This window comes from Pseudomonas sp. W2-17, assembly GCF_041060445.1.
Lineage (GTDB): Bacteria > Pseudomonadota > Gammaproteobacteria > Pseudomonadales > Pseudomonadaceae > Aquipseudomonas.
Map to the genome: position 1 here is coordinate 54,284 of NZ_JAUFNS010000024.1, position 20,384 is coordinate 74,667.

Annotated in this window: 19 protein-coding genes; all 19 read left to right on the top strand. The window is 58.8% G+C overall.

Going from position 1 to position 20,384, the window contains the following annotated elements:
- Positions 1 to 48 precede the first annotated feature (48 nt).
- The 19 genes from QWI20_RS23330 to QWI20_RS23420 all read left to right on the top strand — a co-directional run bounded on the left by QWI20_RS23330 (position 49) and on the right by QWI20_RS23420 (position 20,312).
- A complete protein-coding gene (locus tag QWI20_RS23330; RefSeq protein ID WP_369307421.1) occupies positions 49 to 717 on the top strand; it encodes a conjugal transfer protein TraT in 669 nt (222 codons plus the stop codon).
- A complete protein-coding gene (locus QWI20_RS23335) occupies positions 710 to 3,763 on the top strand; it encodes an ATP-binding protein (RefSeq protein WP_369307422.1) in 3,054 nt (1,017 codons plus the stop codon). Before QWI20_RS23330 ends, QWI20_RS23335 begins: the two co-directional genes overlap by 8 nt.
- Positions 3,764 to 3,798: 35 nt before the next feature.
- A complete protein-coding gene (traW, locus tag QWI20_RS23340; protein ID WP_369307423.1) occupies positions 3,799 to 5,010 on the top strand; it encodes a conjugal transfer protein TraW in 1,212 nt (403 codons plus the stop codon).
- Positions 5,000 to 5,605, top strand: coding sequence for a conjugal transfer protein TraX (traX, locus tag QWI20_RS23345; protein WP_369307424.1), 606 nt, complete (start codon positions 5,000 to 5,002; stop codon positions 5,603 to 5,605). The genes traW and traX overlap by 11 nt, the downstream gene beginning before the upstream one ends.
- 63 nt (positions 5,606 to 5,668) lie before the next feature.
- Positions 5,669 to 7,810, top strand: a complete 2,142-nt coding sequence (locus tag QWI20_RS23350) for a DotA/TraY family protein (RefSeq protein WP_369307425.1) — start codon at positions 5,669 to 5,671, stop codon at positions 7,808 to 7,810.
- A gap of 69 nt (positions 7,811 to 7,879) precedes the next feature.
- Positions 7,880 to 8,122, top strand: a complete 243-nt coding sequence (locus QWI20_RS23355; RefSeq protein WP_369307426.1) for a hypothetical protein — start codon at positions 7,880 to 7,882, stop codon at positions 8,120 to 8,122.
- Positions 8,122 to 8,763, top strand: a complete 642-nt coding sequence (gene excA, locus QWI20_RS23360) for a plasmid IncI1-type surface exclusion protein ExcA (RefSeq protein ID WP_369307427.1) — start codon at positions 8,122 to 8,124, stop codon at positions 8,761 to 8,763. The genes QWI20_RS23355 and excA overlap by 1 nt, the downstream gene beginning before the upstream one ends.
- Positions 8,764 to 8,876: 113 nt before the next feature.
- Positions 8,877 to 10,064, top strand: coding sequence for a conjugal transfer protein (locus QWI20_RS23365; RefSeq protein WP_369307428.1), 1,188 nt, complete (start codon positions 8,877 to 8,879; stop codon positions 10,062 to 10,064).
- Between the two features lie 125 nt (positions 10,065 to 10,189).
- Positions 10,190 to 11,266, top strand: a complete 1,077-nt coding sequence (locus QWI20_RS23370; RefSeq protein ID WP_369307429.1) for a DsbC family protein — start codon at positions 10,190 to 10,192, stop codon at positions 11,264 to 11,266.
- On the top strand, positions 11,253 to 13,448 hold the full coding sequence (trbC, locus tag QWI20_RS23375; RefSeq protein ID WP_369307430.1) for an F-type conjugative transfer protein TrbC: 2,196 nt from the start codon (positions 11,253 to 11,255) through the stop codon (positions 13,446 to 13,448). The genes QWI20_RS23370 and trbC overlap by 14 nt, the downstream gene beginning before the upstream one ends.
- An 18-nt stretch (positions 13,449 to 13,466) precedes the next feature.
- On the top strand, positions 13,467 to 13,766 hold the full coding sequence (locus QWI20_RS23380; RefSeq protein WP_369307431.1) for a hypothetical protein: 300 nt from the start codon (positions 13,467 to 13,469) through the stop codon (positions 13,764 to 13,766).
- 79 nt (positions 13,767 to 13,845) lie between these two features.
- A complete protein-coding gene (locus tag QWI20_RS23385; protein WP_369307432.1) occupies positions 13,846 to 14,379 on the top strand; it encodes a single-stranded DNA-binding protein in 534 nt (177 codons plus the stop codon).
- 361 nt (positions 14,380 to 14,740) lie between these two features.
- Positions 14,741 to 14,983 carry a plasmid replication protein RepB gene (locus tag QWI20_RS23390; protein WP_369307433.1) on the top strand — a complete coding sequence of 81 codons (243 nt, stop codon included), beginning with the start codon at positions 14,741 to 14,743 and terminating at the stop codon, positions 14,981 to 14,983.
- A 388-nt stretch (positions 14,984 to 15,371) separates the two neighbouring features.
- Entirely contained in the window at positions 15,372 to 16,163 is a 792-nt protein-coding gene (locus tag QWI20_RS23395) for a hypothetical protein (RefSeq protein ID WP_369307441.1), read from the top strand.
- 869 nt (positions 16,164 to 17,032) lie between these two features.
- Positions 17,033 to 17,278 (top strand): DUF1654 domain-containing protein, encoded by a 246-nt coding sequence (locus tag QWI20_RS23400; protein ID WP_369307434.1) that lies wholly within the window; start codon positions 17,033 to 17,035, stop codon positions 17,276 to 17,278.
- 63 nt (positions 17,279 to 17,341) lie between these two features.
- Positions 17,342 to 17,773 (top strand): LexA family protein, encoded by a 432-nt coding sequence (locus QWI20_RS23405; protein WP_369307435.1) that lies wholly within the window; start codon positions 17,342 to 17,344, stop codon positions 17,771 to 17,773.
- Entirely contained in the window at positions 17,760 to 19,040 is a 1,281-nt protein-coding gene (gene umuC, locus QWI20_RS23410; protein ID WP_369307436.1) for a translesion error-prone DNA polymerase V subunit UmuC, read from the top strand. Before QWI20_RS23405 ends, umuC begins: the two co-directional genes overlap by 14 nt.
- A gap of 116 nt (positions 19,041 to 19,156) precedes the next feature.
- Entirely contained in the window at positions 19,157 to 19,807 is a 651-nt protein-coding gene (locus tag QWI20_RS23415) for an SOS response-associated peptidase (RefSeq protein WP_369307437.1), read from the top strand.
- A 217-nt stretch (positions 19,808 to 20,024) separates the two neighbouring features.
- Positions 20,025 to 20,312, top strand: coding sequence for a hypothetical protein (locus QWI20_RS23420; protein ID WP_369307438.1), 288 nt, complete (start codon positions 20,025 to 20,027; stop codon positions 20,310 to 20,312).
- Positions 20,313 to 20,384 lie beyond the last annotated feature (72 nt).

Here is a 20,384-nt window from a genome sequence, read left to right on the forward strand (position 1 = left end):
AGCAGCCGTGCGGTGGCTCTGCCACCGTGCGGCCTTGAGGGTATGGATATGCAAACTGACGCGATCGTGATGCATGACGAAGACGAAGATCAGGACAACCCCGACGCGGATGAGGGAAACCCTGAGGAAATAACGGCTGTCCTGCCGATCGTTGAGCTGGACATCAGCGGCGATATTGACGCACCGGTGCCCATGCCGGCGGCGGGAGAGCGCTGCGAAGGGTGTGCCTTGCACACCACCAAACTGTGGCAGGGCGCGAGGGCCGGGCGGGAAGAACCCCATGCGGTCTGCACGCTGTGTTACCTGACCGGCCACCTGGACAGTGCGACGGCTGCCCATGGCCGACTGGCATTTTTGCCCGGTCTGTCCGCCGCCGATGCACTGCACCTGCAGCGCCATGCGTTGCTGGCCATCCTGGGCGGCGATAAAGCGCAGGTAAAGCAGGGAGAGCGCGTCTGGAAGTGGATGGACCGGCACAGCCGCGAGGTCGAGGTGGCCTGGGGCTCCGCACGCGCCGGTGAGTTTGCCCAGGCCATGAAGCGATTGCCCCCTTTCAAGCGCAGCCAGCTGCAAGCCCAGTTAACAGGCTGCGTGCTGATGCTGCCGGCTGACATGTTCGATGACCTGACCTTGTTGCTGCCTTCGCACAAGACCGTGCAATCGGTCCTGTCTACACGCAGCTGGGCCACCTATACCCGGAGTGATCTGTATGTCTAAAGTGGTTCGCTGGGTGGAAAGCCTCATCACCACCGTTTCACGTTTCGCCGTGTCCCGGGATTTACCCGACTACTGCGACCTGGAGACGGTGATCCGTCTGACCGATGACGATCGCGTGCGCCATCCGGAACTCAAGGCCCCGTTCATTGCGGTCACGGATGCTGGCGACTACTGCACGGTGTATACCGTGGCCGGCAGTTTCTGCGACACCGACGAAAGCGCGGCGGTGGATGCGCCGTATTCCTGGGCTGGGCGGCTGTCGCGCATGACTCAAAACCTGACGGCCTCCTATCGTCGCCACGGGCACAAGATCAGCCTGGTGTTCGATTCGGATCCCGAAGGCGGCGGTGACGAAGTGGCCGCACGCCTGGCCCCGCAATACCGCTCGATCGCCCGGACCGGCATCGACATGTCGCAGATTCTGGGCGAAACGCAGGAAAAGCTTGCGCCGTGGGTCTCGCGTGAGCGCTGTTACCTGGTCTGTTACACCGGTCGCCAGTCGCTGTCCTCGCACGAGCTGGTCGACGAGAACAAACGCCTGAACGCGCTGATCGAGCAGAGCCCGCCAGCGCGCTTTGGGCAAAACCCGGTGCTGGCCGAGTTGACCGGTCTGAAGATCCGTCACGACAGCTTTCTGGATGTGGTGGAGCGCACGTTGAAGGACAACGGCCAGGGCGTAATGATGGAGCGCCTGGACGTTCATGCGGCAGGCCGGGCACTGCGCGAGCAGGTGGACCGGCTGGGCACATCACCGGCCTGGCAGCCGCTGCTGCCCGATGATCCGATCACCCCGCATGGCATCCGCAATGAAGAAGACCACACGCCGTTTCTGGCGCCGTGGCTCAAGTTTCAGCTGATGAACCAGGACATCGAAACCAGGGGCAACAAGGTCTGCGTCAACGGTCTGTGGCACGGCACATTGTCGGTGGAGCTGGCCCCTCAGTCCCCGGAGAGCTTTGCCAAGCTCAAAGCCCTGGTGCCGCGTGAAGTGCCCTGGCGTGTACGCATGGATGTCATGCCCGGCGGCATGGCGGCGCTGCGCACCAAGAAAGGTTTGCTGGACGTCATGGCGTTTGTGCCGGCGCTCAAGCCTATCTGGGCATCGATCGAGACCCTGACCTACATCGAGCAGCAAGAGCCGGTGTGCGTGATGACCATCATGGCCTCCACGTGGGGCCGTACTCAGGAAGCGGTCACGCGTAATCTGACCTTGCTCAAGCAGGCCTTCGAAGCGTGGGGCATCTGTGGGGTGACGCTGACGTTCGGCGATCCGGTCAGGGCCTGGGCTGCAACGCTGTTGGCTTCCAGCAAGGGCAGCGGCATACACCCGCTGTATCCCCCGCTTTCCGAGGCCCTGCACCTGCTGCCACTGACCCGGCCGGCCTCGGCGTGGGAAGAAGATGGCAACGCGTTGTTTCCCACCCTGGACGGCAAGCTGTACCCGGTGGGTTTGGCAACCACCAAGCAGAACAAGCTGACCAACGTCATTTGCGGCTCGCCCGGTCTGGGCAAGTCGGTGCTGCTGAACAAGCTGGGCAACACCCAGATCACCAGCGCCCAGCAGATGCTGCCGTTCTTCGCCGGCGTGGACAAAGGCTTCTCGATGCAAGGGCAGATCATGTTGCTGCGCGATGGGCTGCCGGAGGAGCGCAAGGACGAAGCGATCGGCATCGTGCTGCAGAACAGTCCCAAGCATTGCCGCAACCTGATGGATATTCAGCTAGGCGCCCAATTCCCGATCACGCCTGAGCGCAACTGGATCAAAAACATGATGATGGCCATGTGCATTGATCCCGCCACCGGCATGCCGCCCAATCCGAAAGATACTGCGCAGATCTTTGAGCGGGTGATCAGTCTTGCGTACACCACCAATGCCGAAACCAGTCCGCGTGGCTATGTGCAGGGACTGATACCGGCGGCGGACGAAGCCTTGCGCGCCAGTGGCTTGCTGGACCGGTACCCCTCGCACTGGTGGAGCACCGCGACTTGGTATGAAGTGCGCGATTTGTTGTTTGAGGCCGGCTACGTCAGTGAAGCGCAGCAGGCGCAGTTCCAGGCGGTACCGGAGCTGGCCGACATGACCACCTACCTAAACCATGAAAACGTGAAGACTGCCTTCGGCATGGTCACCCGCGATGGCAGCAAGGATCCGCTGCTGGACTACCTGCGCCGCTGCATGAATGACGCGTGCAACGAATACCGGATGCTGGCAGGGCGGACTCGCTTTGTGATCAGCCCGCGCACGCGGGTCATCGCGATTGACCTAAACAATGTTATGGGCGATGGCAGCGCGGCAGGGCATCTGAAAACCGGGTTGATGTTTCTGTTCGCCGGCGAAGTGGCCGGCGGGCATTTCGTGCTGCCGCAGTACCGGGACGAATTGCTGCAGGCTGTCTCACCCCTTTACCACCCGCTGCACAACGAACGCCTGGAGCAATTGGACCAGGAGGTCAAAACCAAGGTGTACGACGAGCTGCATAACGTCGCCCAGGTGAACTTCATCTTTCCCATGCTGGAAACCCAGGACCGCGAGCAGCGCAAGTTCGGCGTGCGCACTGTGTTGTCTTCACAGTACGTGCGGGACTTTCCCAAGGCCATTCTGCAGTCGGCCAACTCACTGTTCATGATGGAAGTCGATCCACAGGACGAGGCGATGCTGATCGAGCAGTTCAAGATCCCCATGGTCACCATCCGCAACCTGCAGCGCCAGGGTTCGGGCGCTGCACAGGATGGCAGCGGTGTCCCGTTTCTGGGGGTGTTCCGCATCAAGGGTGGCAACACGATGGCGCGCATCCTGAAAAACGCCATGGGCCCGCTGGAACTGTGGGCCCTGAACTCATCGCCTAGCGACAGTGCGCTGCGCAAGATCCTCTACGAAGAGGTAGGGGGAAGCACGGCGCGCTCGATCCTGGCCACGGCATTTCCGCAGGGCTCCGCCGCAAAGGTCATCGAGCTGCGACAACGCCAGGCGCAGGAAGCGGATGCCGGCAACGTCACCCGCACTCTAGCCCGCGAGTTGATCGCCCAGCGCGGTTACAACCTTTAGCAGCACTCAGAACCACCCATTCATAGGACGTTTAAATGAACCATAACCGTTTGTTTATGGCGGTTGCGCTTGCGCTCGCAAGTCAACACGGCTTTGCCGACGTGGTGCCGGTCTACGAGACGGGAAGCCTTCCCATCACCACCCAGGTGGTGCCGGCCATGACCACCATCAGCTCGACCCTGGCTGAAATCCTCAAGACTGATATGCAGATCGGTACGGCCATCGTCCAGGCCAGTGACAAGCAGGCCAGCATTGCTGCAGAGGTGGGCCGGGCACAGCGCGAAGCTGACATCTTCGGCCGCCAGACCGAGCGCTTGGAAAAAGCCCGCACCGGCTACACCGTCCCCGACAGCATCTGCAGTGAATCGGCTTCGGGTGTGGCAGCGACCGTCAACAAAAGCAGCCGGGCCAGTAGCTCGGTACTGGCAAGCGGGCAGGGCCTGAGAAACCCGGCCGTGCAGAAGACCATCGCGTCTCTACCGGTGGATCCGCAGCAGGGCGGCTATCGCAGTGCTGTGGTGCACGCAGGTTATTGCACGGCCGCTGAAGCGGCGCAGTACGGCGGTACGGACCTGTGTCCTTCAGTCTCCAGCCTGCCGGGCGGTGACACCGAAATGCGCTCGCTGATCGACGGCGCCGGCGCTGTGGGGAAGGCGCCTGATCTGACCTTCAACCAGGACCAGATCGATGCGGCCATGGCGTACATGAAGAACTCGGCCAAGCCGGATGTGGCCAGGACGCCTGGCAAGGGGGAGATTCAGACAGCAACGGGTCAGGAGTACCAAGGGCTGCTGACGCAACTGCTGGCCATCTTGAGCGCCGCCATGCAACCGCAACAGGACATGATCGCGGCGAGCAAAGCCAACCCTGCGACTCAGCAGGCGCTGGCCGAGGCGCGCAAGGCCCCCTCTGCCGACAAGTATTTTGCGGCCACGGCCAGCAAGGAGGCGCAGAGCACCGGGCAGATGAGCGAGCGCGAGCTTGAAGCGTTCGAAGTGGGCCGACGCTATGCCAACACCGATTACGAGACCGACCTGCAGCAGATGAGCGGCGACAACCTCATGCGTGAGCTGGTCCGGGTGCAAAGCTTGGGTAACTGGCTGTTGCTGGGCAACAAGAACGAACAGCGCCAGGGCAACGTGATTGCCGGCCAGCAGCTGGCCATCGCGGCCGATGCCAAATACAGACAACAGATGCAGGTGCTATCCGCAAAAATGGCGCCGGGGGTGAGTAGCAATGGAAAATAAACATCAGCATAGCAATGACGCTTCAGCAGGCAGTGATGACCAGCACCCAGCGGGGCCAGGCCTGGGGCGCCGCGTGGGCAAGGTAGGACTGGCGATTATCAACCCGTTTTCCGATCTGGCGGTGATCTACCGCACCGGCATCAAGCCGTTGGGCGTGAAGATGGGCGTTCTGCATGAGCAGGTGGCCCGCCTGCGTGCCCTGCGCAAGAACACGTCGAGTGAGTCGTTGACCTGGGCACAGGCCGTGGCCTGCACCGGACAGTCAGTGGAGCAGCTGCAGGCAGGCTTCAGACGTTTGCGCCGGATCTGGTGGCTGCTCATGGTCGGGATCAGCCCGGTGGCAGTGTTTCTGCTGCTGAATATCCTCATCACCGCTTCCAGCCTGCCGGTACAGACGCTGTTGCGAGCGATCGCGGTAGATGCTGCGCTCGTTACGCTGGCCATGCTCAGCGTGGCCAAGGTGCTGAACAACGACTATCGCCTTTGGCAGCTTGCCAGCCGGCGGGTCAGCATCGAGGAGCAAGGCACGTTCCAGGACTACGCCGCTGAACACCGTATATGGCGACAAGTGGTGACACCTTTCACCTTGTATTGAAATCGGCAACGACGTCCACCCCTCGCAGCGCCCTTCCTTAGCTTCATCTTCCCGGACTTCTATATGAACCTCATCAAACGTATTTGGTGGGTTGGCCTGCTGCTGGTTTTTTCCCTGCCGGCATTGGCTGACACCGTGACCTACAAAACTCTCTCAGAGGCTGCGCAGAGGAACCACGATCTGTCCCGACAGGCCATGGTGATGATCTTCGGCGACGTGGTGGTGCACCCGTTCACGGCCTCTGATCCCACGCTGATTGGCTCGTTGTTTGGCATTCTCAACGGCATTCTGGCGGCCGTAGCGTTCTTCTGGTTCTTCACGATCACCCTCAAGGGCTTTGTGAAAGCAGGCCATGAGGGCCGGGTGTTCAACGGCGGTCGCACCGCCGTGTTCCCGATCATGACACTGGCAGGCTTCATGACGATCGTCCCTACCAAGTCGGGCTGGTCGGTCGCCCAGTTGCTCATGCTCTGGGCCACCTCGACGATGGGCGTCGGTGGCGCCAATCTGCTGACCGACAAAGCCGTGGACATGATCAACAGTGGCTATTCGATGGTGACGCAACCCACGGCGCCGGTGACCCGCTCGGCTGCACGCAGCATTTTCGAGATGAACCTGTGCAAGTACGCCACCAACAGCGAGCTGCAGACGTTGTACAAGGACGGCAAGGCTCGAACCGCGATGATGACTACCAAAGGGGGTAACGGTGAGTACACGATCGGCAACGGCAGCGCAGTGTGTGGCTCGGCCAAGACACCGGACACCGGGCGCACCGGAAGCTGGAACGTGCTGTTCGACAGCAAGGTGGACACGGCGTCGATCGTCACTGCACAGCGCAAAGCACTCGATACAATGCAAAGCTCCCTGGATCAGGCTGCCAATGCCTTTGTGACTACCTACCTGAGTCGTCGTGATCAGGACACCGGCACCTTTCAGGACGCAGAAACGCAGATTCAGAAAGCTGCAGCGGCGTACGAGAATACGGTCAGCCAGGCGATCAATCAGATTGACTACAAGGACTCGTTACAAAAGCAGCTGTCTGCGCAGATCAAGAGTTACGGCTGGCTGGCCCTGGGCAGCTGGTACCACACCTTTGCCACGGCCAACAGCAAGACCAACAGTGTGACGAGCGCTACGCCCGTGGTAAGCGGCATGAGTCAATTGGGTGAAACAGGTACAGGCGATCTGTATGGCCAAGTCATGGCGGCTTACCGTTCGCAACTGCAGAACAGTAACTATACGGCGCCATTAGGATCGCAGCCGGCCATCGACAACGCGGTAGCAAATACAGCAGTTGATCCAAGCTCAGTTTTTGTGAGTATTTTCAAGAACCCCATGCAAAATTTCACGAACTGGGCAGCCACAGGAAAAATAGGCACGGACGCTGATTTTTCGGAGCAAGTAAATCCACTTATCAAAATGCAGGAGATCGGTGACTCAACTTTACTGGCCACTGAAACAGCCCTGGTTGTGTATACCGCTGCCGTGGGCGTAGCGTCGGCGGCAGATAACTCAATTCTTGGAAAGGTCGGCGGGTTTCTTTGGGGCAATGCTGGAGCCATCGTCAAAGATATTCTCGGTGCCCTGTCACCATTGTTCTACTTCGTTGTATTGGCACTGTTCAGTATCGGCTTCTCGTTGGCAGTTTTTCTTCCCGCTGTCCCGTTCCTTAACTGGATGATCGGTGTGTTTAACTGGCTGGTCAGCATTCTGATTGGCTGCGCTGCAGGTTCGATGTGGGCCGCTACGCACGTAGGCGCTGAAGAGGATAAAGGCAGCCGCAGCGCGTATGGCTATGTGTTCCTCATCGACATGATGTTGCGCCCTTCGCTGATGGTCCTGGGCTTTTTTTTCGCAGCGGTCACGGCCACCGCAGGCGGTACGGTCCTCAACATGCTGTTTGCTTCGGCCCTGGCCAATGCCAATGCTGATTCCATCGTCGGTTTGTTCAAGATGATCGGCTGGCTGATGATCTATGCCCGCATCGCGACCTTCGGCGTGACACGCCTTTTCGGGTTGCAAGCCACACTGGCTGACTACGTTATCTCGTTCCTCGGGGGACGTGACGGTGCCAATCTCATGGGCGGCATGGTGGATAACATGAAGAGCATGTTCGGCGCATTTGGATCGAGTGCACAGCGCACCCCAGGGGTAAAACTCCAGCAAGGTAAAGGTGCCGAAAGTGGCAAGGACGGAATCCAGTAGTGGACAACCGATCTGACTAGTGGTATTTTTGGGTATGAGTGATACCCACTATAATTGCAGGGCAAGTTTGTGAAACCTGATGCTCGCACCTACCACCCAGACCCACGCTACCTGTGCTTGTTGATTGAAAAAGCAGGTATCAGCAGAAGAACTGCTGCCAAAAGCTTGGGAATGACCTGGGAGGGATTTAGAAATTACCTGCGGGACGAGTCACATCACTTGTATCGACAGGCAGATTACAGAGTTCAGTTCGCTTTAGAATGCCTTACTGATTTAGATGAATCTGAGTTAACCGCTATCAGGAGTAAATAATGGTCATTCAACGCGTACAAACATCTCCCGAGGCCCTGCTCACGTTGCTGCGCGCTCTTTACGTGGTCTTTGGACTTCCCTCTTTTTTGCTTTTGACGGTGGCAAGTTTTTTGATGGCCGGTGGTCGCTCAGGTCAAGATCGCACGGAGATACTTATGTTTGGTGCGTTGATGTCTTTAGGGGTAATAATCCCGATTGGCTTCTTTGTCTTAACAACCTTAAAACGGCGGCGTTTGCTCACCGATATTGTACAGGCGCTGAACGGGCCTGATAGATTTCTGCCCGACGCCGCTCATGAAGTGTATAGCGAGGGGGTAGGGAAATATTTTGGTATTGATCCTAATATCGGGACTATCCTTTACGTCCATCGGATACGTAAAGGGCAAGTGGACGTAGTAGGACTGAACATGGCTGACTGGACCAGCCGCGAGCTGGAAGGAAAAACGCTGCGGTTGTATACCAAATTCCCTACATTGCCCTGCATCGAAATCTCGACGCCATGGGCGCAGCGGTGGTACGACACACTGGGCGCCATGGAGTACAAGCGCTACAACACCCCCAAGCCTTTTAGCCAGTACGTCAGCGAGCACGTCGAAGCGCTGGAACGTGAAAACAACATTCACATCCCCAAGCTAGCCTGATCCCATCGTTGCAACTCCAGGCTGACTGCGCTTGCACAGCCTCATCCTCCGAAGCCCAACCCCTCCAGCACACCGGTCCTTTTGGCCGGTGTGTTTCTATGTGGACGATACCTATGCAAAACCGACCCCCTCAGAGCAGTTGGGAAGGCGAGCAGGCGCAATTGCTGCTGATCCTCGCCGCAGGCTTTGGCCTGTGCTGGCTGTTCTTCGACTACTTTGTCTACTGGAGCAGCTGGCTGCTGTACTGGCTCTGGCTGATGATCGATTTCCCTTTCACCCACGTGTGGGTGGGCAGCAAAGCCAACCTGCTGGTCAAGCTGGCCAACAACGCCAAAGCGGTCACTTTCGATCAGTGGCTCGGCGTCATGAATCAGACATCGGGCATTCTGTTCGCCTTCCTGATCCCGATCATTCTGCTCAGCAGCTGGAGCCTTGCGCAGCACCCGATGCTGCCATTTCGCAGCAAGCGGCTGATCAGTGCCAAGACACTGCCCAAGCTGGTCAGCGGCTTTGCCCCCTCGATCATCCCGATCGTTGCAGCCTACGGGCCTAACGGCTTGAAGGATGACACCTCCGCAGCCAATGCCTGGGCATTGAAGCCGGAAGAGTTTGCCGAGCAGCACAACCTGGTCGTGCGCAAGGTGCTCGATCGCGATGCCGCGCAGGCTGCGTTCGAAGCCCAGATCGGGCCGGCTCACACGAACTTCGCCGAGTGGCACCCGCATGAGCGAGCCCTGCTTGCAGTGCTAGGGCTGCAGGTGTTTTTGAACGATCGTAAAGCCGCCACCAAGCTGCTCGATGACCTCAATCGCTCCTGCCTGGTGAAGGGCCTGTCGCGAGCCCCAACGTACCTTCCACTATATTCGCTGGCCGACAAGGCCTTTGCGCGGGTGGTGGCCACGTCGGATATGGCGGAGTTACTGGCCATTCACTCGTTCAAACGAACCGCACTGGCCGGGCTCTACGGCCGGGATCTGCGCCTGCCGTCCGCCCGTTTTCGCTGGCTCAAAGGCGTGGACCGCACGCTCTGGTATGCCCTGCACTCGGCTGATACCGCGAAGGTCTACGTTGAAGGGGCCGGCGTGCTCGCTCAGGCACGGGCTGAAGCCCAGGCCAAGAAGCTTGGCTTGCCCTGCGGCGGGTTGAGGGTAGAGAAGGCCGTTGACGGGCTGCACAGCGAGCTGGAGGGCATTGGGCTGATTCATGAGCACGAGTCGATGCCGGAAGCGGCAGCACCACAGGAAGTCGTGCCCTTGCTGCAGGCCATCTACAGCGCTGAAGCGATGCCTGCTGACCTGTAAACCGCTACTGGATCCGTGACCCCCCCCTTCGCGTCAACCACACCTCATTTCGAAGACTGACTACGTGACGCCATTGGCCGCCGCTGCGAAGCCATGCGCGTCGTAGCCTGCATTTAAGGATTCTCATGCAAGCCATTACCCCACCGTTTCAAGCCAATATCGCTGACGACCTGATGACCATCAGATGCGCTCGCGGTGATCATCCGCAGATGCTGGGCCTGATTGATCTGAGTGAGCGCTGCCACTTTGCTCTCGACGGGCAAAACGTGATCTGCATCAGCGAGCTGGGTCAACTGCTCATCCAGGCACCTGAGCACACCGATGTGGCTGCACTGCTGGATTGCATCGAGTCGGCAGTGACCCGCCATAAGAGCGGCAAGCAGCGCCGTACCGTAGAAATGCGTCACAAAGTGCGCCGTGCCAGGATCGCGGGCGGAATGGCGTTGATGGTCTTGGTGGGCCTTGCGGCCGTTCCGGTCGTGCTCGCGTTTTCGATCTGGAGCATCAGCACTCTCATGAATTCCACAGGCCACCAGGCTTCTGCCTTTATGCCGGCATCTAATGTCGCGCAGGTCTCGGCTCAAATCCCCAATACCGCACCTCCTGCAGCCGCCTTGCCGGCAGACCCTGCCGAAGTCGCTGATATTGCCCAAGACGGCTGGACACTGCCCGGCCCCGTGCGCGCCGTCCTGCCGGCGAACCTGCAGATGGCTGCGCAGCGCAAGCTGTTCACGGTCGAGTACTCCAGCGGCCATCCCCGCACGCTGTATGTCTTTGCTGATCCCGAGTGCCCCAACTGCCAGCGCCTTGAGCCTGCCTTGGAAGCCGCTGCCAAAGACTTCAATGTGGTGGTGTTCCCGGTCGCTGTGATTGGCCGGGAAAAGTCGATCGCCTCGATCACCCCGGTGTTGTGCCTGCCGCCTGAGCAGCGCAAGGCAGCCTGGAGTGATCTGTTCGACGTCGGCCACGGCGTGATGGAGCTGGGTAAAGCACAGCAAAGCGCTGCAGTAGAACCGGGTCATTGCGACATCGCCGGCAAGGCGCTGGGCGTCAACGAGGTGGCTTATCAGACCTACCGGATTCCCGGCACGCCGTGGGCCATTGCCGATGACGGCCGGCACGTGTCCCAGGAGGTGCTGCAGAATTCGCTGAAGCTGCAAGCCTTCATGGGCGCAGCGGAGGCGAGCCATGCAGCCCAATAACCATGCCGTGGACCGCGCTCGCATCAACCGGCGCGTTTACCACTCGCCGCTGACCGCCTGGATGATGGGACCGGGTAGCCTGGCGCTGGGCATGCTCGCCGCTGTGGTGGGTGGATTGGTCTACCCGGTCAGCCTTTGGCTGAGCTTTCCGGTGCTGATGTTCTGGGCGCCGGCGCTGCTATTCGCTGACTGGCAGATGCCCATGCGCATGCCGATGGACATGGACCGGCTCGATCCCTCAACCCAACGCCAGGTGCCCGGAAAGCTGTGGGGCTTTCTGCCGATCGCCGTGGCACGCACGACGATGGATAAGGCCGCGGGCATTTTGTACATGGGCTATCTGCGGGGTCAGGATGCAGGCCGCGAGCTGTGGATGAACATGGACGACATGTGCCGGCACATCCTGATGTTCGGCACCACCGGTGCCGGCAAAACCGAAGCGCTTCTGGGGTACGTGCTCGGCCAGCTCGGTTATGGCAAGGGCCTCATCTACACGGACGCCAAGGCGCAGAACGATGTACCGACCGCTATAGCCTCATTGGCCCGTTACTACGGCCGTGAGGACGACGTGCGGCATATGAACTTCATCAACGGTGGTCGCTCGCGTGCCCAGCAGCTCCTTGATGGGAACAAGAGTCGTCCCGAGACCAACACCATCAACGCCTTTGGTCTCGCCCAGGAGTCCTACATCACCAACCTGATGGACTCGATGTTGCCACCTGCGGGTAGCGACAGTACCTGGCAGGACAAGGCCAAGGCGATGATCCAGGCCCTGGTCTTTTCCCTGGTCTACAAATGCCGCCGGGAAGGCAAGGTCATGTCGCAGCGCACGATCCAGGCACACATGCCCCTGCGCGCCATTGCCAAGCTTTACATCCAGTCGGTGGAAGAGGAGTGGCACGAAGAAGCCAGGCTACCTATCGAAAACTACCTGAACATGCTGGCAGGTTTTGACCTGACCAAAGTGGACTCACCGTCCGAATGGGCAGCAGAAAGCGTGAACCAGCACGGTTACCTGATCCAGCAATTCAGCCGCATGCTGTCGATGTTCAACGACATGTACGGGCATGTGTTTGCGCTCGATGCCGGCGACATCGACCTCAAGGACGTGATCCACAATGATCGCATCCTCATGGTGCTGATCCCGGCGCTGGAACTGTCCGCCAGTGAGGCCTCAACGCTGGGCCGACTGTATGTGTCGCAAATAGCCATGATTCTCAGCCAGGATCTAGGCGAAAAAATTGAAGGTAAAGCCGAAGACATCCTGGTGGTGCGCAAGTACAAGGACCGCTTCCCGTTTCTCTGGTTCATGGATGAGATTGGTGCCATCTATACCGAGAAGGTCGGTGAGCTGGCCACGCAGGTGCGTTCCCTGGGCATCTGTCTGTTGCTCGCCGGGCAAGAGGCACAGCGTTTGAAATCCGCTGCCGGCGACAAGGTCTGGACCCTGATTGCCAACATGGGCACGCGCATCACTGGCAAGATCATGGACCCCAAGGACACTCTGGAAATTCTGCAGCTGATGGCGGGCAAAGAGGTCGTGTCAGAAGTCAGCGGCATGGTGCGGCACGCCGGCGTGCTGGGCAGCAGCTGGCAGGACTCGGACTCCCTGAACCTGCGCGAGCACAACAAAGTCAGCGTGGAAGAGGTGCAAAAGCTGCAGGAAGGCGAAAACATCACCTTGTTCAAGGGTGAAGTCATCCGGGGCAGCTCGCTGTACATCCCCGACGTCGACAAGTTGTCCAAAGAGGCCATCCGCATCAACCGCTTCATCGAGGTAGCCCCTCCGTCCCTGGAGGAGCTGCTGGCCACGGCGCCGGAGAGAATCCGTCGCAGCTACCCCCGCGCCGGGCGAATCCAGCAGATTCTGTTTCACCTTAAATCCAAGCCTGGTCGAGCGGATCTGCAGAACCTGGTACTGATCGATCCAACTTTGGCAGCGCTGAACGAGCTGGAGGAGGAATGGCAGCACATCTGGCGTCGCACACCTGGCGCGGCCGTGCGCAGTTCGCTGCTCTGGCATACGGCGCTGGGCAATATCCCAAACAAAGGCCGTGGTTACCGGGCACAGGTCGATGAAGCGCAGTCGCTGACGGTTGGCCTGAGGCGACTGGATGCCTACAGCGGGCAGCACGTGCAGGCCGCTAGACCCGAAGAGAACAAACGTACTCCACAGCACTGAGAACAAGGCAGATAGACGATGAGCAATGTTTCTGCCCTGTTGCGCTGCGTGGGTGAATCACCCGCCTCACGCGGTGCCCGCAAGGCCCACAGCTGTGTGCCGGCCAGTCATACCGGGCCGTGTGACCTGCAATACGAACTGGGCGGACGTACCCACGTCGCCCGTTTCAAGAGCTATCAGCAGGCATTGACGGCTGCGACGCTGGCCATCTTCTGCGAGGTGCACGAGTATGGCCGCGTGCTGATTCGTGCCGGCACAGATCCTGAATCCTCGCAGCGCTTTCCCAACGCAATGACCTGGCGTCAGGCGCAGGCCTGACCTAACCCCGAAACATCATTCATCACACCGCCTGGTTCCAGGCAGTGCGAACTCGCTCATCCCGAAATGGAGCAATCTCATGGCACGTGGCGTCAACAAAGTCATCCTGGTGGGTACTTGTGGCCAAGATCCGGAAACCCGGTACATGCCCAACGGTAACGCGGTCACCAACCTCTCGCTGGCCACCAGTGAGCAATGGACCGACAAGCAGACCGGCCAGAAAGTCGAGAAGACTGAATGGCACCGTGTGTCGCTGTTCGGCAAGGTTGCTGAAATCGCCGGCGAATACCTGCGCAAGGGCTCGCAGGTCTACATCGAGGGCAAGCTACAGACCCGCGAATGGGAGAAAGACGGCATCAAGCGTTACACCACGGAAGTCATCGTGGACATGCAAGGCACTCTGCAGCTGCTCGGCAGCCGGCCGCAAGGCGATAACGGACAACGGCCAGCGTCGAGTCACTCTCAGAACTCGGCGCCGCGATCGCAGCACGCTCAGCCGCAGCGTGACGCACGACCGGCTCCGCAGCCCGTGCCGCAATCAAGTCCTGAGGATTTTCCAGACGATGACATCCCGTTCATGGATCCCTACCGCTTTAGCGCTCTGCTGGTCTAGCTGGGGGTTTGCAGCCTGGAGAATATTCAGGCGGCAGCATCACTCCCTATCCGTTACGTCCGCTCCACCCAACGCTCTAGAACCTGAGCAAGAGCACGGCATCACCCAGTGTGCATCGTCCAGCAGATCCCGCGTAATAGCTGGACGGTCACACCATTCCGTAGCGCATTCTTGCTTTCAGGGTTATCAAGCCGCTTTACCAACGGTTAGACACTCACACGCTTCTCGCGCTCATGAAATCTGGATTTCCTGCGATAACCAGCGTGCTCAGACGGTATTTTGAGCAGTTCCTAAGCATGAATTTGCTTTTTTGTGCATGTGGGAATATTGTTGCCGCAGATTTTTACAGTTCGAGGATGCTATGGCCGTCGATCTATCAGGAATGCGTGACCTCTACCGTGAAGGTGCCTTGAAGGCGGCTTTCATTGCCCCTGCTCCTATGGAACCAGGCGGCTGGATTCTTCTGGTTGATCGAAATGACGGGTCGAAGGACTACATGGCCATCGCTCGCAAGGAGCGTTATAAGGTTTATATGAGTCTCGAAGCGGTCCATGCGGACCTTGCGCGTGTTGGTTTTGAGAAAGCGGAGCTTTTAGTGGCATAGCAAAATCGTAGAAACCAAAAAGCCCGGCTGGTAACCGGGCTTTTTGGACAATCCAGAACAGGTGATCAACTTTCGCGGGTTAAACCTGTTCTCCACACATTTGGTGAGCCGATTATGGCGCGCACTGCGGCTTCGTGCAAGTTGCAGAAAGCGAATAGTCACTGCTCACCGCTGAACGGCGGCACATGGACATGATTCAAACAAACAGAGGTGCAATGGATCCCAAAAGCACCGAGCACCGCTCCCCTGTTACATCTCCTTCCCCCTGCGTTTGCTACTCGGCATTTGGCCTATTGGTCTCTGGCGGTGCGGCATGAAACGCAACCTCACCATCGTAAAACTAAACCCCGCTGACCCTCATTCCGCCCTGCGCAGATCCGCCCGGCAAATGCCGGCACGCTATGCCACTGTTCGTCACCTCAGTGAAAAGCAACTGCGCAATCCTCTGATCCGTTCGGCTTACGAAAGGCTGAGCAACATGGTCACCTACCGTGGCCGATACCTGCGCGAGCTGGATTCAGTGCATGGAGATCGGCGTACCCGCGTCGAGGTCTTTCAGGCCATCGAGCGCGTCGCCGAGCAGCTGCTGGTGCGCCTGGATCTGGCCAACAGTGTCCTGGGCTATATCGATCCCGAAAACGGCCGCTACGTCCTCAACACCCAGCGCAACATCGCCGAGGACGCCGGCACTATCTCAGCGCCTGCGCTGTGCCGTCTGTTCAAGACCTTGGAAGCCGCCGGCTACGTCTATCGCCGGATCGAGCGCATACGCCTCGACGAAAAGGACGAGTACGGCCTGCACCTGGTGCGCACCCGCGTGCTCATCCGTTTTACCAAGCAGTTCTGGGCCGATCTGGGCCTGCGCTACGTCTATGAGCGCGTGCAGAACGCAGCCAAGAAGCGCCGCGATGTGCAGTTGCGTGAGATTGGTCAGCGCCGCATGGCTGAAATCGAACGTCATTCCCTGGATCTGCAGCGCCGCACTATCTCTCGCAAGCGCTGGCAGGCCAAGGAAGCCCGTGACGCACGTGATCCAGCGCAAGCGCAGCTAGCCCTGCCGCAACAGGCTGCAGCTGCTGCAAAACAGCCTGAGCCCGACATTCTTCCCGAACGTATGACCGGTCACCAAGCGCTGAAGGCCATTGGCGCCTTGCTCAACCGGAAACCCGCCGGCAGCTGATTCGCCGGTGATCTGATCGGCAGAGCCACGTCCACTCGTTAACAGAGCGGTAGGACGTTAGACGGCTGCACCTTTTTTTCGTATCTGCTCACGCGGAGGCTTGCGCTCGCCTGCAATTCGGGTCGACGCATGCTGGTGTTCGAGCTGTGCTCAGTGGATGGGAAAAGCGCTGCACAGAGCGTCGATTTGCCCCCCACGCGACCCCTTTTAGGGAGGTGGCCACGCAGCAGCAGGCACCGCCTGTGGATGATTTGAGTTAGATGGAATTTTATACCCCTGTCAGTTAACCCCTTCGGGATAAAAAAGAGTTTTCCGAGGTGAAACACCTCGAACAGCAGTAATGCACCGCGCACTTCGTGCCTTCGGCACGGCGCGGTAACGCTACCTCAAGACTCAAAGAAAGCCCGTCTAAGCGGCCCAGGGCGATAAAGCTGCCCTGCCCTGGCCTACGGCCACCCTGCGGGCGCTAAGACCCGGATAAATCGCCCCCGACCGGCAAGCCGGCCGCGTGCTCAACCGGGCGCGTGTGCGCGCTGGCTTATGAAAGGGACATTAACCGCGAGTGCCGCTATGTGCCTTCGGTGAAGGCATGCATTTTGAAATCTCGGCCCGGCCTCCAGTCATATTGAGCCTCCGACGACGATTCAGGGCTTTTGCAGGCGACTGCAGATGGTGTCCAGGCTGGCCCAAGGGTTAGCGGTCTGTGAGCCGTTGTCGCAACCGGAGCTGTGCGGGAAATCGTTGTGTTTGAAAAGCTCATGCTGCCGGGCGTTGCAGCGCCTGTCATTACTGCGGCTGTCGGATGGTGCTTGCAGCCGTTTAAACCATTACGATACTGTACGCACATACAGCTAACTGAGTTTCGTTTCATGGCAAAGGCATCTGCACCTCGTCCCCCGACGTCCTACGAGCTGCTGGCGATCAGGCTGCAGAAGGCAATCAACAACCCAACGTCGCAGAAGCGCAAATACGCGATTCTGGAACGTTTGCCTGACGACCGCGCGGACGATTGGGCGCAGATCCTGGAAGAGCTGGATGATGCCGATAACGTGACGGTGGCCCACCGGGATGATGGCGGTGTCCAGGTGTTCTGGACGGTTGTTAACGACGACTGACGCAAGACTCTCATTCGGCCCGCCCTGTGCGGGTTTTTTTTCCACCTCGTGCAGGGTCATGGCATGGCATTTTCGATTTTGGGACAACTGCAGGAAGGAGCCAGCAAGATGCCGCTCTACTCTTTCCAGGTGCCTGCCGGTTTCCCCTCCCCAGCTGCCGATCACATCGAAAAACATCTTTCGCTCGATGAGCTGTTCGAGATTCGGGCGCCGCACGTGTACTTGGTGAAGATCGAGGGTGACAGCATGGAAGGTGCCGGCATCTTTACGGGCGACCTGGTGATCGTCGACCGTAGCCGGTATGCAGAGCATGGCGATATCGTTATCGCTGCGCTGAACGATGAGCCCGTGTGCAAACGCCTCTACATGCGCGACGACCGTGTGATGCTGCAGTCGGAAAATTCCCGGTACCCGGCTCGCCACGTCATGGAATGCGACGAGCTGGCCATCTGGGGTGTGGTTCGCTACAGCATTCGCGATCATGAAAAAACTTGAGCCTGTATTCGCGCTTATCGACTGCAACAGCTTTTATGCGAGCTGCGAGCGTGTGTTTCGTCCGGACCTGGCCAAGGTCCCGATCGTCGTCCTAAGCAACAACGATGGCTGCGTGATTGCCCGCAGCTATGACGCCAAACCCTTCGTGAAGATGGGCGCGCCGTATTTTCAGATCAAGGATCTGCTGCGCCGGCACGGCATCGTCGCGTTTAGCAGCAACTACGCGTTGTACGGCGATATCTCCGAGCGCGTGATGAGCGTCATTGAATCGATGGTGCCGGACTCCGAGACCTACAGCATTGACGAAAAATTTGCTGACCTGACCGGCATCCCGGGCGACCTGACCCAGTTCGGGCGGCAGATCCGCAGCAAGGTGCTGATGCACACTGGCATTCCCGTGGGAGTGGGCATCGCGCATACCAAGACCTTGGCCAAGCTGGCCAATCACACCGCCAAGAAGCTGCAGAACCAAACCGGCGGCGTCGTGGACATCTGCGACCCAGCGAAACGCGACTGGGTGCTAAAGCGCTGCGATGTGGGGGATGTCTGGGGTGTCGGCAAACGCATGAAGGCTCACCTGGAAATTATGGGCATCAAGAAGGCCATGGACCTGGCCCAGGCCGACCCTACAACGCTCGGCCGTAAGTTCAGCGTGGTGATCGAGAAGACTGCCCGTGAGCTGGCCGGCGTATCGTGCCTGGAGCTGGCTGATGCCGACCCCCCAAAGCAGGAAATCTGCTGCAGTCGGATGTTCGGCAAGCGGTTGAGTGAGATTGAGCCCATTCGCGAAGCGGTGGCCACCTACATGCAGCGCGCAGCGGAGAAGCTGCGCGCCCAGCACTCGCTGTGCAAGAAGGTCCGCGTCAGCATCCGCACGGGCATGTTCAATCCCGATGAAGCCAAGTACGCCAATGGCGCCCTTGTGGAACTGCCCTACCCTACCAATGACGTGCGGCTGATGACCAAGGCCGCGATTCAGGCGGTGGATCGTTTGTTTCGTCCTGGTTATCGCTACAGCAAGGCCGAGGTGCTGCTGATGGATCTACGTCAGCCAGGTGAATTCACTGACGATCTGTTTGCCCAGGTCCAGCCGGCTACGGCCGATCGCATCATGGGGGTGCTCGATGAAATCAACGAGCGTTGGGGCCGTGGCACGCTGCGCGCTGCAAGTGTGCCGGCGGATCCGGACTGGGCTATGCGACGTGAGCTGATGAGTCAGAGTTTCACCACCCGCCTCGATCAGTTGTGGATTGCAAAGGCGAACTGATCGACTTCGCACAAGCTAGGTCCTGCGACGATCCCGATGGTGGTTAGTCGAAGCTTCAACTGGCCAGCTCGGCCAATTCTCGGTCTTGAAGCCTGCCACCCTCTGAGGGTTGATCAATGTGCAGCCACTACGAAGCGCCCTCCCCTGCAGCGCTGGCTGAAGCCTTTGGCGTTGAGCCCTACGAGCAGCTAAAGCTCAATCTTTGGCCTGGCTACTTCGGCCCCTTCCTGCGCATGCCTCATGACAGTGAGGAGTTAGAAGGTTCGACTGCTGGTTTTGAGGTCGAATCCGGCTCCTTTGGCCTGATCCCGGGATGGAGTAAGGACGACAAGATCGCTCGACGGACCTACAACGCCCGATCGGAGACGGTGGCCAGCAAACCATCTTTCCGGAACGCCTGGCGTCATGGCCAACACTGCATCATTCCTGCTGCAGCCATCTATGAACCCGACTGGCGTAGTGGCAAGGCTGTGCCTACTAGGATAGAACGCGCTGATGGGGAGATTATGGGGATCGCGTGCTTATGGGAGCGCTGGAAAAACGCAGATGGGGAAATCGTATTGAGCTACACGATGCTGACCATCAATGCGGATGACCATACTTTCATGCGCGACTATCACCAGGTCGACCACGAGAAAAGAATGGTGGTGATACTACCCAAGGGTGCGTATCGCGACTGGTTGAAAGCCGCACCTGGCGAAAGCATGGAGTTCATGCGTCAGTACCCTGCTGATTGTCTGTCCGTGTCCAACCATAACGACCATTAAGCAGATCGAAACAGATCCACCCCTCCCCTGCGCTTGCTCAAGCCCTGGCAGTAGCTAATTACTAATTCATATTTGTTAATTACCATTAAATAAGGCCCATAAGGGCCTATTCTCTGCTTGCATATAGGCCCTTATGGGCCTATTATGTGCTTGTTGGTGGCACGCAGAGAGCCACTCGAACCTGAGGAGGCTAGCCGTTGCCACCGCAAGGAACGAGATGAGACTTTCAGATGTAGCGACCATTCGGACGGATTTTCCAGAAGCTCATTTTTGGATTACCCGCCGGGGCTCAGCGGATCGATGTGGAGCGCCAGTACGAGAGTTCAATCCTGAACACATCGGCATACAGGTGAACCGTATAGATATGCTTCTCCCTGACTTCCTTTTCTATTCATTGGTGCATGTACATCAATCTGGTTACTGGAAAAGGTTAGCAACAGGGACGCTGAGTTTGGTCAACATCCGTGTTTCAGACGTTCAGCGGATCGAGCTGTCGCCACGGTAAGGGGAGGGGCCTCACGGCCCCATTCTCTGAAGCTGCGAGAAATGAGTCGAGTAATTGGTAATTGGTAATTGG

What these genes read in the sequence shown, in the direction of transcription:
- QWI20_RS23330 (WP_369307421.1), top strand. Translation starts at nt 49, where the DNA reads ATGCAAACTGACGCGATCGTGATGCATGACGAAGACGAAGATCAGGAC.
- QWI20_RS23335 (WP_369307422.1), top strand. Translation starts at nt 710, where the DNA reads ATGTCTAAAGTGGTTCGCTGGGTGGAAAGCCTCATCACCACCGTTTCA.
- traW (WP_369307423.1), top strand. Translation starts at nt 3,799, where the DNA reads ATGAACCATAACCGTTTGTTTATGGCGGTTGCGCTTGCGCTCGCAAGT.
- traX (WP_369307424.1), top strand. Translation starts at nt 5,000, where the DNA reads ATGGAAAATAAACATCAGCATAGCAATGACGCTTCAGCAGGCAGTGAT.
- QWI20_RS23350 (WP_369307425.1), top strand. Translation starts at nt 5,669, where the DNA reads ATGAACCTCATCAAACGTATTTGGTGGGTTGGCCTGCTGCTGGTTTTT.
- excA (WP_369307427.1), top strand. Translation starts at nt 8,122, where the DNA reads ATGGTCATTCAACGCGTACAAACATCTCCCGAGGCCCTGCTCACGTTG.
- QWI20_RS23365 (WP_369307428.1), top strand. Translation starts at nt 8,877, where the DNA reads ATGCAAAACCGACCCCCTCAGAGCAGTTGGGAAGGCGAGCAGGCGCAA.
- QWI20_RS23370 (WP_369307429.1), top strand. Translation starts at nt 10,190, where the DNA reads ATGCAAGCCATTACCCCACCGTTTCAAGCCAATATCGCTGACGACCTG.
- trbC (WP_369307430.1), top strand. Translation starts at nt 11,253, where the DNA reads ATGCAGCCCAATAACCATGCCGTGGACCGCGCTCGCATCAACCGGCGC.
- QWI20_RS23380 (WP_369307431.1), top strand. Translation starts at nt 13,467, where the DNA reads ATGAGCAATGTTTCTGCCCTGTTGCGCTGCGTGGGTGAATCACCCGCC.
- QWI20_RS23385 (WP_369307432.1), top strand. Translation starts at nt 13,846, where the DNA reads ATGGCACGTGGCGTCAACAAAGTCATCCTGGTGGGTACTTGTGGCCAA.
- QWI20_RS23390 (WP_369307433.1), top strand. Translation starts at nt 14,741, where the DNA reads ATGGCCGTCGATCTATCAGGAATGCGTGACCTCTACCGTGAAGGTGCC.
- QWI20_RS23395 (WP_369307441.1), top strand. Translation starts at nt 15,372, where the DNA reads ATGCCGGCACGCTATGCCACTGTTCGTCACCTCAGTGAAAAGCAACTG.
- QWI20_RS23400 (WP_369307434.1), top strand. Translation starts at nt 17,033, where the DNA reads ATGGCAAAGGCATCTGCACCTCGTCCCCCGACGTCCTACGAGCTGCTG.
- QWI20_RS23405 (WP_369307435.1), top strand. Translation starts at nt 17,342, where the DNA reads ATGGCATTTTCGATTTTGGGACAACTGCAGGAAGGAGCCAGCAAGATG.
- umuC (WP_369307436.1), top strand. Translation starts at nt 17,760, where the DNA reads ATGAAAAAACTTGAGCCTGTATTCGCGCTTATCGACTGCAACAGCTTT.
- QWI20_RS23415 (WP_369307437.1), top strand. Translation starts at nt 19,157, where the DNA reads ATGTGCAGCCACTACGAAGCGCCCTCCCCTGCAGCGCTGGCTGAAGCC.
- QWI20_RS23420 (WP_369307438.1), top strand. Translation starts at nt 20,025, where the DNA reads ATGAGACTTTCAGATGTAGCGACCATTCGGACGGATTTTCCAGAAGCT.